The organism is uncultured Methanobrevibacter sp., from assembly GCF_937898925.1.
Lineage (GTDB): Archaea > Methanobacteriota > Methanobacteria > Methanobacteriales > Methanobacteriaceae > Methanobrevibacter.
The window spans coordinates 1-14,996 of the sequence record NZ_CALDKF010000109.1; the positions used below are offsets into that span (position 1 = coordinate 1).

Sequence of the window (14,996 nt, forward strand, 5' to 3'; positions counted from 1 at the left end):
TTGTTATTGCAGTTGGATTGTTGGTTTTCCTTGTTATAAGCTGGAACATGCAGGCTATTGTGTTCAACGATGATATCAGTCCTGATCAAAGGCAGGATGCTATCAATGCCATGAAGCAGGTAACTGAAATAGATCAAGGCAAGCAGTTGAATGATACACCTGATGTAAGCTCAAGTTCCGGTGAAGGGTATGCTGAATTGGGAAAGGTCTACAAGGATTCAAATACAGGCAAGCTGATAATGATAGAGAATTGATTAATTTTCCATTTTTCTTATTATTTTTTTTCATTTTCTTATTATTTTTTTAAATTCTTAACTCTTTTTAAATCAGATATTTTTTTGATTTTTTTAATATTTTTCTTTTAATCTTTGATTTTTTCAATATTTTTTATTGTTTTTCTTATTTGTATAATATTTTTTAATGAATTTTGGATTATTTATATATTTTTTGTTAAGATTTGAATTGAAAAATAATTAATATTTTTTATAAATTTTTACTAGAAATATGTAAATGATTTTGAATTTTAAGCATTTTTATCGATATATTTATATATTAAAAAATATACAACTATTATTATAAAAATTTGAGGTGTTAAATATGGAATTACCAATCGCTCCTATCGGAAGAATATTAAAAAATGCTGGTGCTGAAAGAGTAGCTGATGCAGCTAAAGCTGAATTAGCTGAAGCAATCGAAGAATACGGAAACGAAATTGCTCAAAAAGCAGTTAACTTTGCACGCCACGCAGGTAGAAAAACTGTAAAAGCTGAAGACATTAAATTAGCAATCAAATAAGATTGCTGTTTAGTATTTTCGGATTCGGATCTAGATTTAAGTAATTTTTACTTTTATCTTTTTCTTACGCCTTTTTACGAACTCTTTATTTTTATTTTTTTTAAGTATCATTAAATAATTGGCTTAAATTGCTAGTTATTTTTCTTTTAAAACCTATTTTTCTAATAACATTTATATACTATAAATAATATATTTTATTATGTCTAGTTCTCTAGAATTTATTTCATTAATACTAAATTGAAAAATTTTATATTATTAGCTGATTTTACTAAAAACTAATAATATTCATTGAAAATATTAAACTAGAATAAAAACTTTTTACTTTTATTTTAGGCTTTATTATTTAGTGATGTGGATATAATATTTAGAGTTATAGATTAAAACTTTAAATCTGTAATTATAATTGAATATTTTTTAGCTTCTATAAGCTAACTTTTTATTATGATATTATATTTAAAGAGATTTCAAATTGATTTAATCTTATGTATCATATTTAAAAGGTTTTATCTATAATTGATGGAAAAATTGATTATTTTATTAATATTTGATTATTTTACTGATTTTTATAGTAATTTTATTTTGCCGATGGATGGCAAAAAGCCAGATGAAAAAGGAGGTAAATTATATGGCAAACATTTATGTAAAATTTGACACACCTGAAGAAATCGCTAACAAAGCAGAAGAAGCTTTAGAAGTAGCACAAAATACTGGTAAAGTAGCAAAAGGAACTAACGAAGTAACTAAATTTATCGAAAGAGGAAACGCAGCTTTAGTCGTTATCGCTGAAGATGTTGACCCTGCTGAAATCGTTGCTCACATTCCTGTTCTCGCTGAAGAAAAAGAAATTCCTTACGTATACTTAGCAACCAAAGACAAAGTTGGTGCAGCTGCTGGTTTAAGTGTTGGAACTGCTTCCGCTTGTATTGTAGATGCTGGAGATGCTGCTGACTTAGTAGCAGAAGTTGTTGAAAAAGTTGCAGAACTTAAAGAATAAGTATTGCGCCTTAGAAGATACATATCTTCAAAATAATTAATAGGTGATAATATGGAAGAAGGAAGTCCAGCAGAAGTTATTGAAGTTCTAAACAGAACTGGTATGACTGGAGAAATCATGCAAGTAAAATGCAGAATTCTCGATGGAAGAGACAAAGGAAGAATTTTAACAAGAAATATCATGGGCCCTGTACGTGAAGGCGATATTTTAATGTTACTCGACACAATCAGAGAAGCTAAGGAGATCAGAACTCCTTAATAACCTAGGTTATTATGAGCTTATCTTACTTAAAGAAGGTGTTTTAACATGAGAACTTGTTCATTCTGTGGTAAAGAAATAGAAGACGGTACCGGTAAAATGTACGTTAAGAAAGACGGATCCATCTATTTCTTCTGTAGTAGTAAATGTGAAAAAAATATGATCAAACTTGGTAGAGTACCAAGAAAAGTTAAATGGGTTAAACAATGATTGAAAGAAGCTTTGTAATGATGAAACCTGATGCGGTATCTAGACGTTTAATGGGTCAAGTTTTAAGCCGTTTTGAAGCTAAAGGTCTTAAAATCGTAGCTATGAAATTAAGACAAATCGACGAAGATTTAGCAAAAGAACATTATGGAGAACACTCTGAAAAACCATTTTTCAACGGTTTAGTGGAATACATCACTTCCGCTCCAGCTTTAACCATGGTTATTGAAGGGGACGATGCTATTTCTGTAATCAGAAAAATGGTAGGAGCAACCAATCCTAAAGAAGCAGATGTCGGAACCATTAGAGGAGATTTCGGTATGGATACTGGAAGAAACATTATCCATGCATCTGATGCACCTGAATCTGCTAAAAGAGAAATTGCTCTTTTCTTCGATGAAGAGGAAATTTGTGATTATTCCATGTCTGATAACGCTTGGATTTACGAATAGATTCAGATTTCTTAAAAAAATCAATTCGTTGTCTATAATCGAATTAAAATTATTATTGTTTAAATTTATTGAATTATTGAATTATTTAGTTGTGAGTGGAGTTATATGAAGATTAGATCCCCAATTGTATCTGTTTTAGGTCATGTAGACCATGGTAAAACTACCCTTTTGGATTATATCAGAGGAAGTACTGTAGCTGATAGGGAAGCTGGAGGCATTACCCAGCACATCGGAGCTACTGAAATACCAATAGATACAATTAATGAAATATGTGGCGATTTTATAGCTAGATTATCAATTAAGGATACAATTCCTGGATTGTTTTTTGTAGACACTCCTGGGCATGCTGCATTTACATCACTTCGTAAACGTGGTGGGGCTTTAGCGGATTTGGCTATTTTAATTGTTGACATTAACGAAGGTTTCAAGCCTCAAACCTATGAGGCAATCAATATATTGAAAATGTATAAGACTCCATTTATCGTTGTAGCAAATAAGATTGACAGAATCTTTGGATGGGATATCCATGAAGGCGCTTCCTTTATGGAAAGCTTTAAAGAGCAAGCTCCAAGAGTGCAAACCGATTTGGATTTGAAAATCTACGAGCTCATTGGAAAATTGCATGAGGAAGGATTCCAGTCTGAAAGATTCGACAGAGTCACTGACTTTGCAAGCCAAATTACAATCATTCCAATCTGTGCAAAATCAGGTGAAGGTATCATTGAGCTGATTGCAATGTTGCTTGGTCTTGCTCAGGAATACTTGACTGAACAATTGGAAATCCATGAAGATGCTCCTGCAAAAGGAACTGTATTGGAAGTCAAGGAAGAAACCGGTCTTGGAGTGACCGTTGATAGCATTATCTATGATGGTGTGCTCCGTGATGGTGATGAGCTTGCTTTAATGGATGCAAACAATGTTGTGAAAACCAAAATCAGATCTATCTTAAGGCCTCTCCCTCTTGAAGAGATGAGAGATTCCAAGAAGAAATTCAAGAAGGTTGATGAGGTTGTTGCAGCAGCAGGTATCAAGATAGCTGCTCCAAATCTTGATGATGTCGTTTCAGGCTCTCCTCTTAGAGTATTGAATGAGGATGAGGATGTTGAAGCGGAATTGTTGAAGGAATTGGAGGACATTACCGTTGATACTGATGATGAAGGTTTATTCGTTAAGGCAGACACTTTAGGTTCCCTTGAAGCGGTTGTTCATTTGCTTAAGGAAATGGAAATTCCAATTAGGTCTGCAGAAATAGGTGATGTAAACAAGAGGGATGTAATAGATGCATCCATTGCTAAGGATGAAAACATTGAGCATGGTGTAATCATTGCATTTAATGTAAAGGTGCATCCAAAGGCTCTTGACGATTTAAATAATTCTGGCGTTAAGCTCTTCCAAGGTGATGTAATCTATCAGATCACTGAAGATTATGAAGCTTGGGTCCAAGAGAGAAAAGAGGCTCAGAAAAAGCAATGGCTTGATGCAATCATCAAACCTGCTAAGTTCATGATTCTTCCAAAACTCATATTCAGGCAAAGCAAACCTGCCATTTGCGGTATTGAAGTTGAAGCAGGAACCGTTAAGCAAGGATATGCTTTAATGAATTCAAATGGTGATTATGTAGGTACCATTGCCAGTATGGAAGATAAGGGCGAAACCTTGACTGCAATTTCAAGAGGTCAAAGGGTTGCTATGGCTATCAACGATGCTGTAGCTGGAAAGGACTTTGAAGAGGGAGACACATTATATGTAGACATCCCTGAAAAGCATTACAAGATCTTGGAAAGAGAGTTTAAGGACAAATTGAATGAAGACGAATTCATGGCCCTTGATGAAATCTTGGAAATCAAACGTAGAAGAGAACCAGATTGGGGTAAATTCGGTCTTTTTGAATATTAATCAAATCATTAGTTCATATTCAATAATATTCTGGAAAGTTCATTTAACAATATAATTTGATGATGATTTCACATATATTAAGATTATAGAATAAATACTAGAGATTAGGAAAGATTAAATTCCGAAAAATAAAAGGAGGAATTTTATTGGCATTTAAAATTGTTGTATCTGAAAAAGAATTAAGTTATCAATTAGAAGTTGATGATGGAAAACAATTAAACGGTTTAAAAATCGGAGAAGAATTCGATGGTCAAATCGTTGGTTTAGATGGCTACACTTTAAAAATCACTGGTGGTAGTGACAAAAACGGATTCGCTATGAAAAAAGACGTTGATGGTCCTAGAAGAATCAAAAGTCTTTTAACCGGTGGAGTAGGCTACAAACCTAAAGGCGATGGTGTTAAAAGAAGAAAAACCGTAAGAGGAAACACTATCTCTGAAGATATTGTTTTAATTAACACTATTGTTACCAAAGCAGGTAGCAAATCCATATCTGATATCTTAAACCCTGAAGAAGAGGAAGCAGAAGAATAATCAGATAACTAAATGATAAATGAAATTTATAATGAAATTCCCATTTCATTATTATTTTTCAATTTTTCATTGAATCTAAAATTAAATAATTTTTATTTAAAATTATTAAATTAAATTTTTATTAGTAAATTAAAATAATTTTATTTGAAATTATTGAAATTAAATTTTTATTATATTTTATTATTTAAAAGCATTAAATCATGTTTATATTAAAATTGAATTATAAATATGATTTTAATTTAAAAAGTGAGATTATTCATAAGTGTAATTCAATATTAATATAAATTTAATTGTTAATTTATTATTAATTATCATTATTATCTAATATTCATTTATGTTTATTATTTAATTCAAATTATTTATTTAAAAAAATTAAAGGTGTAATCTGTGAAAGTTCAATCTGATGTAAACATAGGACTTGTGGGCCATGTCGATCACGGAAAGACAACACTTACTAAAGCATTATCTGGTGTATGGACAGATACTCACAGTGAAGAAACAAAAAGAGGTATTTCAATCCGTTTAGGATATGCTGATATTGAATTTAGAAAATGTCCTAATTGTGAAGAGCCTTTATGTTACACTACTAAGGATGTTTGTGAACATTGTGGAAGTGAAACTGAAGTAATTAGAAAAGTATCATTTGTAGATGCTCCAGGACACGAAACCTTAATGGCTACCATGTTATCCGGTGCAGCAATTATGGATGGTGCTGTATTGGTAATTGCAGCTAACGAGGAATGTCCACAGCCACAAACCAAAGAGCACTTGATGGCGCTTGATGTTATCGGTGTTAAAGATGTAGTTGTAGTTCAAAATAAGGTAGATATTGTTCCTAGAGAAAGAGCTATTGAAAGCTACAATGAAATCAAGGAATTTGTAAAAGGTACCTGTGCAGAAGATGCACCAATCATTCCAGTATCTGCTCAACAAGGAGCTAATATCGATATTCTCATTAAAGCTATCAATGATGTGATAATTACACCAGAAAAAGAATTAGACAAACCTGCTAGAATGCATGTAGCTAGATCATTTGATATTAATAAGCCTGGTTCCCACCCTAAAAAGATTAAAGGTGGAGTAATCGGCGGAAGTTTAGTTCAAGGTACCCTTAAATTAGGGGACATGATTGAAATTAGGCCTGGAATTAATATTAAAGAAAGCAAACAGAACAAATGGATCAGCTTGACTTCTGAAATCATTGGATTGGAAGCTGGTGGAGAATCTGTTGAAGAAGTAGGTCCTGGAGGACTTATTGGTGTAGCTACTAAATTAGACCCTGCATTAACCAAAGCAGATTCATTATCTGGTTCCGTTGCTGGTGCTGAAGGCACTTTGCCTGAAGTATTGCATAGCTTTGATATGAAAACCGAGCTATTGGAACGTGTTGTAGGAACTAAAGATGAAAGAAAAGTGGATCCAATTAAAATCAAGGAACCTTTAATGATTAACTGTGGTACAACCACCACCATTGGTGTAGTGACCAAAGTTAAGAAAAACGTTAGCGTTGCATTGAAATTGCCTGTATGTGCAGACAAAGGGGACAGAGTAGCTTTATCCCGTAGAGTTGGTGCACGTTGGAGATTAATTGGATTTGGTATAATTCAATAAGTTAAATATTATTTAGATTATTGAATTTCATTAAAATTTAGTCAGTGATAACATGGAATCTGGAGATAAAAGAGAAGTATTCATTGATACTAACTTTTTTATGATTCCTTTTCAATTCAATGTAGATATTCTAGAGGAATTCAAAAGAATTTTGCCTAATTATCAATTGGTAACTGCAAAATTTGTTATTAATGAGCTTAATGGCCTTAAAAAGAATAGCAAAGGAAAGGTTAGATTAGCTGCGGGATTAGGCTTGAAAATTGCGCAATCCGGCGAAATTGAAATTAGAGACATTCCTTTAAATGATGGTGAATCTGTAGATGATGCATTGATTAGAGTGTCCAATGTATTGGCGACAAACGATGCAAATCTAAAAAAGAAAGCAAAGAAAAAAGGAATTGCATTAGTTATTCTTAGGCAAAGGAAATATCTGGCAGTTGAAGGTTATCTGATTTAACGGTTAACTTATTGGCATTATAAGTAACTTTAAATAGTTTCATTATTATATTTTTAATTGATATTCATAATTTACTTAAAAAATTTATTAATTCATTGATTTATAAATTTAAAATTTATAAAAATTAGCTTTATTACAAATTTATTAAAATTTAAATTTCACTTAAAACGAGGGATTATTTTGTATTACATGACAACTATTGAGGGAACTGTAAGAATTCCACCTTACAGATTTGATGAACCTCTTGAAGATGTAGCTATTGAAACTTTAAATGAGGAATACGTCGGACAGCTCGATAAGAATTTAGGTTTAATGGTCGGTGCTGTCAGCATTGAGGAAATTGGTGAAGGAGTGCTCATTATGGGTGATGGTGCTGCTTACCATAATGTTGTATTCAATGCAATATTCTTCAAACCTGAACAACAGGAAATTGTTGAAGGTGAAGTGACAGACATTACCGAATTCGGTGCATTCGTAAGAATCGGTCCTATGGAAGGTCTTGTTCACGTTTCTCAAGTAACTGATGATTATATTAACTATGATCCTAAAAACGCATCTCTTTTAGGTAACGAATCCAAAAAGGTCTTAACTGAAGGAGATAGAATCAGAGCAAGAATAGTTACTTTAAGTCTTAAAGGAAAATCCATTAAGGAATCTAAGATTGGTCTTACCATGAGACAACCTAACTTAGGTAAATTCGAATGGATTCAAGCTGAAAAGAATAAGGCAATTGAAAAAGCTAATGCTAAGGTGGAAGAATAATGGTAAACGCTTGTACACATTGTAATTTATTAACTGATAAGCAACAATGTCCAGAATGTAAAAACCCTACTTCATCCAATTGGAGCGGTCTTTTAATTGTAACTGATCCTGAAGAGTCTGAAGTTGCTCGTGAATTAGGAATTACAAAAGCTGGCGAATATGCTTTAAGAGTAAGATAATTTTCTTAACTCTTTTTTTATTTTTTCTTGTTTTTAGTTTTTATTTATCATTTCTATTTTTAAAATCAATTTTTTTCTATTTTTAGAGCATTTTTTATGCTAAACTTTATATATCTTAAATTAGATAAATATTAAAGTATAATAATTATTTTACTATATATTTTATTTACTTATTTTAAAATATTGATTTAAAATATTATTATTGGAGATTTATTGATAGAGGTTAAAAACTTGTTTAAGTTAGATGAGAATTTAATAGATGAATTCAAAAAGCCATTAGGTAAATTGTATGTCGAATTTGAAGATGCAATTCCTATGATTAAAGAAGCTAATTTCTTAATCTCTGTTGGTGATCAAACCACTAAAAATCTTGTTGATAATGATTTGATTCCAGATTTGGGAATCATAGACCATCGTATTCAACGTAAAGATCATAATCATGATATTATTCGTACAGAAAACATTTTAGAGGCAGACAATCCTGCCGGTACAATCACTGAAAATCTATGGGAAACCATAGAGGAAGCTATTTCTTTAACTTTGAAAGATAGCGAAAACCGCATTATTGTAGTTAAAGGGGAAGAGGATCTTGCAGTTCTTCCATGCTTATTGATTGCACCAGAAGATGCTGTTATATTATACGGACAACCTAACGAGGGATTGGTCTTTGTAAATGTTTCTGATGGAAAAGACAAAGCTGCTAAGCTTATGACTTACTTTAAGGAAATGGCTTAGCTTAATTGTATTTTATAATTAATTAAATTCAAACCCTAAAAATGAGAGGTTTTTATAATGGAAATCGAAATTTTTGAAAAGAAAGAAAACGTTTTATTTGATAGAACTGAAGTTAAATTTTATGTTTCATATGTAGGAGAACCAACTCCTAAGCTTTTAGATGTCAAAAGCAAATTAGTTGCTATGCTTGACACTAAAAAAGAATTAATCGTTGTAGACAACATTCAACCAGGATACGGTGAACCTAAAGCAACTGGTTACGCTAAAGTGTATGGTAGAGAATCATCTTTAATTGATGTAGAAAAACCAAGCATCATTGAAAAGAACAAAGAACCAGAAGCTCCTGCTGAAGAAGAAGATGAAGCGGAAGAATAAATGATTAATGTTTAGGAGGATATTATTATGCCTGATAAAAAAGATTTATACACTGTAGAAGGAGACAAAATCGTAAGGAAAAACCCATTCTGTCCTCGTTGTGGTGAAGGTGTCTTCATGGCTGACCACGGTGACAGATTCGCTTGCGGTAAATGCGGATACACTGAAATGAAAGCTAAAGAATAGATTTATTCTTTACTTTACTTTTTTACTTTTTTTTAATTATTTTTTTACTTAGCTATTTTTACATTTTTAATTATTTTAGTCTATTTTTTAGATATTTTTACTTAGCTGTTTTTACATTTTTAATTATTTTAGTTTATTTTTTAGATTTCGCTACAAACATTTATTATTTATAAAATGTATATACACTATTAATAATAAGGTGATAATTATGAATAACCGTTTAGCAATTGCTCGTGATTTTGCAAAGGCTATAAATAATGAGTATATATCTAAAATAATTTTATTTGGTTCTGTAGCTAGAGAAGAAGATACAGAAGACTCAGATATTGATATTTTAGTTGTATCAAATTATGCTAAATTGATTGAACCTAAAATAAGAGAAGAGGTTTTCAATGTTGTTATTGATAAAAAGGAATTCATATCTGTCCATGTCTTTTCAGAAGAGAAATTAAATAAAATCCAAGATTTTTCCTTATTAAAAAACATTGAAGAAGAGGGGATTGTCCTTGGATGAAATAGAATCTTGTATTGAAATTGCAATTGATGATTTGGAATCAAGCAAGCTTCTTTTGGAAGCAGGCAAATATAGAAATTCCGTAACCTTATCCTATTATGCAATGTTCTCTATTTCAAGGGCATTACTTTTAAAGAAAGGTTTAACTCCTAAAACACATGATGGGGTAATCACATTAATCGGTGAAAAGTATGTTCTCGATGAAGGATTTGATAGGGAGTTGGCATCCAGATTCTCTAGGGCGAGAACAATTAGAGAAGATGCAAGTTATGCAAATTATGATGATTTTGATTTAGACACTGCAAAAGAGAATATATGGCTTGCTGAAGAGTTTATAAATGAAGCTAAAAAATTCTTATGATTATTTTTATTTATTGTTTAATGAGTTGATACGAGTGAAAATTAGAACTGGAAGACTTGAAAAGGAAATGACCGATGAAGCTGCAGTATACACTTCTTCATTGGAATTTGATAGATTTATCTTTGATGCAGACATTCAATGCAATTACGCTCACACTTCAATGCTTAAGGCACAAGGAATTATTGATGGAGAAATAGCAGATAAGATCCTTGAAGCATTGGATAAGCTAAGTGATGAAGGCTTTGATGCCCTTGAATTTGACCATTCTGTTGAAGACGTTCATATGGCTGTAGAAAACTATGTAACAAAGCTTGTAGGTCCTGAAGCAGGATTCATGCATACTGCAAAGTCAAGAAATGACCAAGTTGCAACAGACATAAGACTTCTTTTAAGAGACAGAATAACTGAAATCCAAATCGGAATCCTTGAATTCATTGAAGGTATCCTTGAGCTTGCAAAGGAGCATAAGGAAACCGTCATGATCGGATACACTCACTTGCAGCATGCACAGCCAGTTACCTTGGCTCATCACTTGATGGCACATGCACAAGCACTAAAAAGGGATTACCAAAGATTGGATGACACTTATAAGAGAGTCAATCTAAACCCATTAGGTTCAGCTGCTATGGCAACTACAAGTTTTCCAATTGATAGGGAACTCACAACTCAATTATTAGGATTTGATGATTATCTTGAAAACTCCATGGATGGTGTTTCATCAAGAGACCATATTGCAGAGACAGTATTTGACTTAAGCGCATTATGCACCACTTTGTCAAAAATCTGTGAAGAATTGGTTCTTTGGAGCACTTACGAGTTTGGAATCGTTTCAATGGCTGATGAATACTCATCAACATCTTCAATCATGCCACAGAAGAAAAACCCTGATGTTGCAGAAGTTGCAAGATCAAAATGCGCTATTGTAAACGGTGAACTTGTAACTATCCTTACAATATTGAAAGCTATTCCATACACTTACAACAGGGATTTGCAGGAAATCACTCCTCACTTGTGGAATGCATGTGATGTGGCATATGATACATTAAAGATAGTCAACCATATGCTCTTGACTGTAACTTTCAATACAGAAAGATGCCTTGAATTGGCAGGAGCTAACTTCGCTACCGCTACCGATTTGGCAGACATTATGGTAAGGGAAAGAAAGATACCATTCAGAACAGCTCATAAGATTGTAGGTAGAATTGTAAATGAGGCAGTTGCTGAAGGTGTAAATCCAAGTGAAATTGACGGAGTTTATGTAGACAATGTAGCTGAGGAACTTGGATTTGAAAAATTAGGTCTTGATGATGAATTGATTCACAATGCATTGAATCCAATTGAAAACGTTAAGATAAGAAATGTTCCTGGAGGACCTTCCCCTGAAATGGTCCAATTGGCTATTGACAATATGAACATATTTTTAGATAATGAATTTGAAAAGCAAGGAATCTAATTGTTTTTCATTTCAATTATTTTATTTTTTCAATCATTTTATAACTATTGTTAAAATATTATCATAAATTGCTTAGATATTGTTAAGATTTATTATTTTTGTTTTTAAATGGTGGAAATATGGTATATGATGTAAATGCTCTTCTAAATCATATCAATAGGATTAGAAAGGAAATAGGTCATGAGGAAGTCAGTATAGACATTAAGGAAGTTCTATATGACAAGGACACTAATGAGATGTGGATAATTACCAATGACCGTCCAGACAAATCAGCCATTATCGGTAAAGGAGGATGGGTTGTTGGAAGATTGAGAGAAGAGCTTGAAATAGCGAGCATTCATGTTGAAAGCTATTCTGATTTCCTTCAAAAGGAGTACAGGATGGAACTTTCATTGAATAAGCTGAATTCCTTTGTAAGCGAAAACAAGGATAATTTGGATTATGGTGCATTTATAGCATTGAACAATCTAATTGACATTCTAAAGATTAAATTGGATAATTTATATTCATTCAATTTCTACAAGTATTTCAAGGATTTGGATGAAAGCCCTTATGGATATTTTGAAGCTGAAAAGCCAGCAGCCATTGTGGCATTGTCTGGTGGTACTGACAGCAGCTTTTCACTCATTTTGGCTAAGAAATTGGGATTCAATCCAATAGCCATTACAGTTGACCCTGGAACAATTGTTCTTCCAAAGCAATTCAAGCATAATATTGACAAGTTGGTAAGTGAATTGGATGTTCCTCATGAATACATTGAAGTTGACTATACTGATTTGGTAGAGGAATCCTTCACTGGAAGATTCCACCCTTGTGGCAGATGTTCAAAAATCATTGAAGACACTTTATACAAATATGCATTGGAGAATGATATCCCTATTGTGATTTTTGGAGATATGTTGGCAACTGGAAGTCAGTGCATAACTGAACAAGTTTACAATTTTGATGAAAATGAAGTAAAAATTGATGAAATTGGTGAAAATGAATCAAGTGATGTGGATAAAGAAGTCAATAATCATAAAGTTATTAGACTCAACTTACCTGCTTCATTATCCGTATCAAAATTAGAGAACAAATCCTTGACTAGCCATTATAATTTAATTAAGTTTAAAGGATTCGGATGTCCTTTGCTGTATGAAGTTCACAAGAAGTTTCCGCACATGAAAAGGTACTCAATTCAAAGAATTTTAAGGGAAACCAGATCAGGTGTACTTGAACCAGGTGAGGCATTGGACTTGATATGGAGTTTTTATAAAACTGACTAATAATTTGAAATAAATTTAATTTTGAATTTTATATTTTTATTGATTTCTAAAATTCTATAATTCTATAATTTTTAATTTTATTAAGGTGAAAATATGAAAAGAACTATTTGTCCACGTTGCGGTTCAAGCAATATAGATTGGATCATTCCACAGGTTTGGTCAAAATGGGAATGTAAGGATTGTTCCTACACTGGGCCCGCCATTGAAGCTGATGATGACTTGATTGCAGAAATCAAGGCTGATTGGGAAGAGAATAAGGAAAAATATCTTGAAGAGGAAAATATTAGGGCTCAACAGATTGCATCTGGTGAAGATGAAATCCTGGATGAGGAAATGGAACTTGAAGAGGAAGGCGAGCTTAGTGAAGAGGAACTGGATAAGAAACTGAGGGAATTGAATCTATAATTGTTTTAAAAAATATTCAATTTAAATCATTATATTTTTATACTTTATTAAACATACTATTATTTGAATATATTAGCATTGTAAAAATTATAAGTTCATTGAACTTTTTAAAAGAGGTGATATTATGCCTAGTTTTTTAAATTTACGTGGAAACAATAATGACTCTAAAGACCCTAGACTAATCAGGGAAGGAATCAAATTAGGAGTTAATTATAAAAGATTTAGTAAAGACCCTGTTTTAGGTAAAAACATCTTGCTAAGGTCTAACACTGTAATCTATAATGATGTAATCATTGGAGATGATTTTAAAACTGGACATAATGTTGTTGTAAGAGATCATACTACTATTGGTAATGATGTATTGATAGGTACAAACACAGTCATTGAAGGTGGATGTGAGATTGGAAACAATGTCAGCATCCAATCAAATGTATACATTCCAAGAAACAGTGTCATAGAGGACAATGTATTCATTGGACCATGTGCCTGCTTTACCAATGACAGATATCCTGTCAGAGTTGAATATGATTTGAAAGGACCTCAACTTAGAAAGGGATGTTCCGTTGGTGGAAATACAACATTCCTATCCAATATTGAAGTTGGTGAAGGAGCTATTGTAGCTGCTGGTGCTGTAGTAACCCGTAGTGTACCTCCTTATTACTTGGCTATTGGTACACCTGCAAAGATCAAGCCGTTGCCTACTTCACTTAGAGTTCCAAACATGATTTGATTTTGGAATCTTTTATTTTTTTATTATTTTTAAAACTATTTTTTATACTATATTAAGTTAATTTTATTAACTTTTTATAGTTTATTTTCTATTTTTATTAACTTTTAATTCTATTTTTCCTATTTTATTCCTTATTTTTCCTTATTTTAACCTAAAGGTTATATATAATAAAAAATATATATTTTTATGTTATGTATTAAGACTATTTATTCTAAAATATTCTAAAACTATTATTTTTATTGCTTTTTGGGTTTTAAAATATTTTAAAATAAATTGATGATTTTATACTAATTAATTTAATTTACTATGGAGATTTAACTATGATTGTAAAAGATTGGTGTTCTTACTGCGGTTGTTGCGCAGGTGTCTGTGTAAGAAACTGCATAGAAGTAAAGGAAACTGCTTTAGTTTTTGATGATAACTGTAATAACTGTGGAATTTGTGTAGATGCTTGTCCTTTAGCGGCATTAGAAATTGAAGAGGAATAAGCGAGGATTGATTATTATGATTAAAACTGATGTATTAGTTATTGGTGCTGGACCTGCTGGTTCCACTGCAGCAAGATTTGCTGCAAAAGGAGGAGCTAAAGTAATTCTTATTGATAAAAAATCCGAAATCGGTGCTCCTAAAAGATGTGCAGAAGGTGTTTCCAAAAGAACCTTTGAAATCTTAGAGCTTGAAGCTGACCCTCATTGGATCACCCAAGAAATCGAAGGTATCAGATTAATCGCTCCAGATGGAACTGATGTATGGTTAACTAACGATGTAGTTGAATTGCCGGAAGCAGGTTACATCTTGGAAAGAAAAGTCTTCGATAAGCATTTGGCT

General features: G+C 32.2%; 23 protein-coding genes. All 23 read left to right on the forward strand.

What is annotated here, in order from left to right; genetic code table 11:
• Window positions 1-254: DUF2149 domain-containing protein (locus Q0409_RS08985; RefSeq protein WP_298537283.1), on the forward strand; the 254-nt coding region annotated here is incomplete at its 5' end.
• Window positions 255-597: 343 nt separating this feature from the next.
• Window positions 598-795: a histone family protein gene (locus Q0409_RS08990; protein WP_292788330.1), complete on the forward strand. Its 198-nt coding sequence runs from the start codon at window positions 598-600 to the stop codon at window positions 793-795.
• Window positions 796-1,420: 625 nt separating this feature from the next.
• Complete coding sequence (rpl7ae, locus tag Q0409_RS08995; RefSeq protein ID WP_292777681.1) at window positions 1,421-1,789, forward strand: 50S ribosomal protein L7Ae; 369 nt, start codon at window positions 1,421-1,423, stop codon at window positions 1,787-1,789.
• A gap of 51 nt (window positions 1,790-1,840) precedes the next feature.
• A complete protein-coding gene (locus tag Q0409_RS09000; RefSeq protein ID WP_292777638.1) occupies window positions 1,841-2,047 on the forward strand; it encodes a 30S ribosomal protein S28e in 207 nt (68 codons plus the stop codon).
• A 48-nt stretch (window positions 2,048-2,095) separates the two neighbouring features.
• Window positions 2,096-2,257 carry a 50S ribosomal protein L24e gene (locus Q0409_RS09005; protein WP_295606118.1) on the forward strand — a complete coding sequence of 54 codons (162 nt, stop codon included), beginning with the start codon at window positions 2,096-2,098 and terminating at the stop codon, window positions 2,255-2,257.
• On the forward strand, window positions 2,254-2,706 hold the full coding sequence (gene ndk / locus Q0409_RS09010) for a nucleoside-diphosphate kinase (protein WP_295606120.1): 453 nt from the start codon (window positions 2,254-2,256) through the stop codon (window positions 2,704-2,706). Before Q0409_RS09005 ends, ndk begins: the two co-directional genes overlap by 4 nt.
• A 105-nt stretch (window positions 2,707-2,811) precedes the next feature.
• The gene (gene infB, locus Q0409_RS09015) at window positions 2,812-4,602 is read left to right on the forward strand and encodes a translation initiation factor IF-2 (RefSeq protein WP_298537288.1); all 1,791 of its coding nucleotides are present in this window, start codon (window positions 2,812-2,814) and stop codon (window positions 4,600-4,602) included.
• A gap of 146 nt (window positions 4,603-4,748) precedes the next feature.
• Complete coding sequence (locus tag Q0409_RS09020) at window positions 4,749-5,135, forward strand: 30S ribosomal protein S6e (RefSeq protein ID WP_292788680.1); 387 nt, start codon at window positions 4,749-4,751, stop codon at window positions 5,133-5,135.
• 387 nt (window positions 5,136-5,522) lie between these two features.
• On the forward strand, window positions 5,523-6,746 hold the full coding sequence (locus Q0409_RS09025; RefSeq protein WP_298537291.1) for a translation initiation factor IF-2 subunit gamma: 1,224 nt from the start codon (window positions 5,523-5,525) through the stop codon (window positions 6,744-6,746).
• Window positions 6,747-6,798: 52 nt separating this feature from the next.
• Window positions 6,799-7,203: a PIN domain-containing protein gene (locus tag Q0409_RS09030; protein ID WP_298537294.1), complete on the forward strand. Its 405-nt coding sequence runs from the start codon at window positions 6,799-6,801 to the stop codon at window positions 7,201-7,203.
• Between the two features lie 189 nt (window positions 7,204-7,392).
• Window positions 7,393-7,965: a DNA-directed RNA polymerase gene (locus Q0409_RS09035; protein WP_298537319.1), complete on the forward strand. Its 573-nt coding sequence runs from the start codon at window positions 7,393-7,395 to the stop codon at window positions 7,963-7,965.
• On the forward strand, window positions 7,965-8,144 hold the full coding sequence (gene spt4, locus Q0409_RS09040) for a transcription elongation factor subunit Spt4 (RefSeq protein WP_298537297.1): 180 nt from the start codon (window positions 7,965-7,967) through the stop codon (window positions 8,142-8,144). Before Q0409_RS09035 ends, spt4 begins: the two co-directional genes overlap by 1 nt.
• A gap of 231 nt (window positions 8,145-8,375) precedes the next feature.
• Complete coding sequence (locus Q0409_RS09045; protein WP_298537322.1) at window positions 8,376-8,879, forward strand: GTP-dependent dephospho-CoA kinase family protein; 504 nt, start codon at window positions 8,376-8,378, stop codon at window positions 8,877-8,879.
• 57 nt (window positions 8,880-8,936) lie between these two features.
• Window positions 8,937-9,254, forward strand: a complete 318-nt coding sequence (locus Q0409_RS09050) for a 30S ribosomal protein S24e (protein ID WP_295606135.1) — start codon at window positions 8,937-8,939, stop codon at window positions 9,252-9,254.
• Window positions 9,255-9,281: 27 nt separating this feature from the next.
• Window positions 9,282-9,440 (forward strand): 30S ribosomal protein S27ae, encoded by a 159-nt coding sequence (locus Q0409_RS09055; RefSeq protein WP_292777618.1) that lies wholly within the window; start codon window positions 9,282-9,284, stop codon window positions 9,438-9,440.
• Between the two features lie 208 nt (window positions 9,441-9,648).
• Complete coding sequence (locus tag Q0409_RS09060) at window positions 9,649-9,954, forward strand: nucleotidyltransferase domain-containing protein (protein ID WP_295606139.1); 306 nt, start codon at window positions 9,649-9,651, stop codon at window positions 9,952-9,954.
• The gene (locus Q0409_RS09065; protein WP_298537303.1) at window positions 9,947-10,315 is read left to right on the forward strand and encodes a HEPN domain-containing protein; all 369 of its coding nucleotides are present in this window, start codon (window positions 9,947-9,949) and stop codon (window positions 10,313-10,315) included. The genes Q0409_RS09060 and Q0409_RS09065 overlap by 8 nt, the downstream gene beginning before the upstream one ends.
• A gap of 34 nt (window positions 10,316-10,349) precedes the next feature.
• The gene (argH, locus tag Q0409_RS09070) at window positions 10,350-11,768 is read left to right on the forward strand and encodes an argininosuccinate lyase (protein WP_298537306.1); all 1,419 of its coding nucleotides are present in this window, start codon (window positions 10,350-10,352) and stop codon (window positions 11,766-11,768) included.
• Window positions 11,769-11,887: 119 nt separating this feature from the next.
• On the forward strand, window positions 11,888-13,033 hold the full coding sequence (locus Q0409_RS09075; RefSeq protein WP_298537309.1) for an ATPase: 1,146 nt from the start codon (window positions 11,888-11,890) through the stop codon (window positions 13,031-13,033).
• Between the two features lie 93 nt (window positions 13,034-13,126).
• Window positions 13,127-13,438: a hypothetical protein gene (locus Q0409_RS09080; RefSeq protein ID WP_298537312.1), complete on the forward strand. Its 312-nt coding sequence runs from the start codon at window positions 13,127-13,129 to the stop codon at window positions 13,436-13,438.
• Window positions 13,439-13,562: 124 nt separating this feature from the next.
• A complete protein-coding gene (locus Q0409_RS09085) occupies window positions 13,563-14,168 on the forward strand; it encodes an acyltransferase (RefSeq protein ID WP_298537314.1) in 606 nt (201 codons plus the stop codon).
• 320 nt (window positions 14,169-14,488) lie between these two features.
• Window positions 14,489-14,656, forward strand: a complete 168-nt coding sequence (locus Q0409_RS09090) for a 4Fe-4S binding protein (protein ID WP_298537316.1) — start codon at window positions 14,489-14,491, stop codon at window positions 14,654-14,656.
• A gap of 7 nt (window positions 14,657-14,663) precedes the next feature.
• On the forward strand, window positions 14,664-14,996 hold a 333-nt coding region (locus Q0409_RS09095; protein ID WP_298537325.1), incomplete at its 3' end, for an NAD(P)/FAD-dependent oxidoreductase.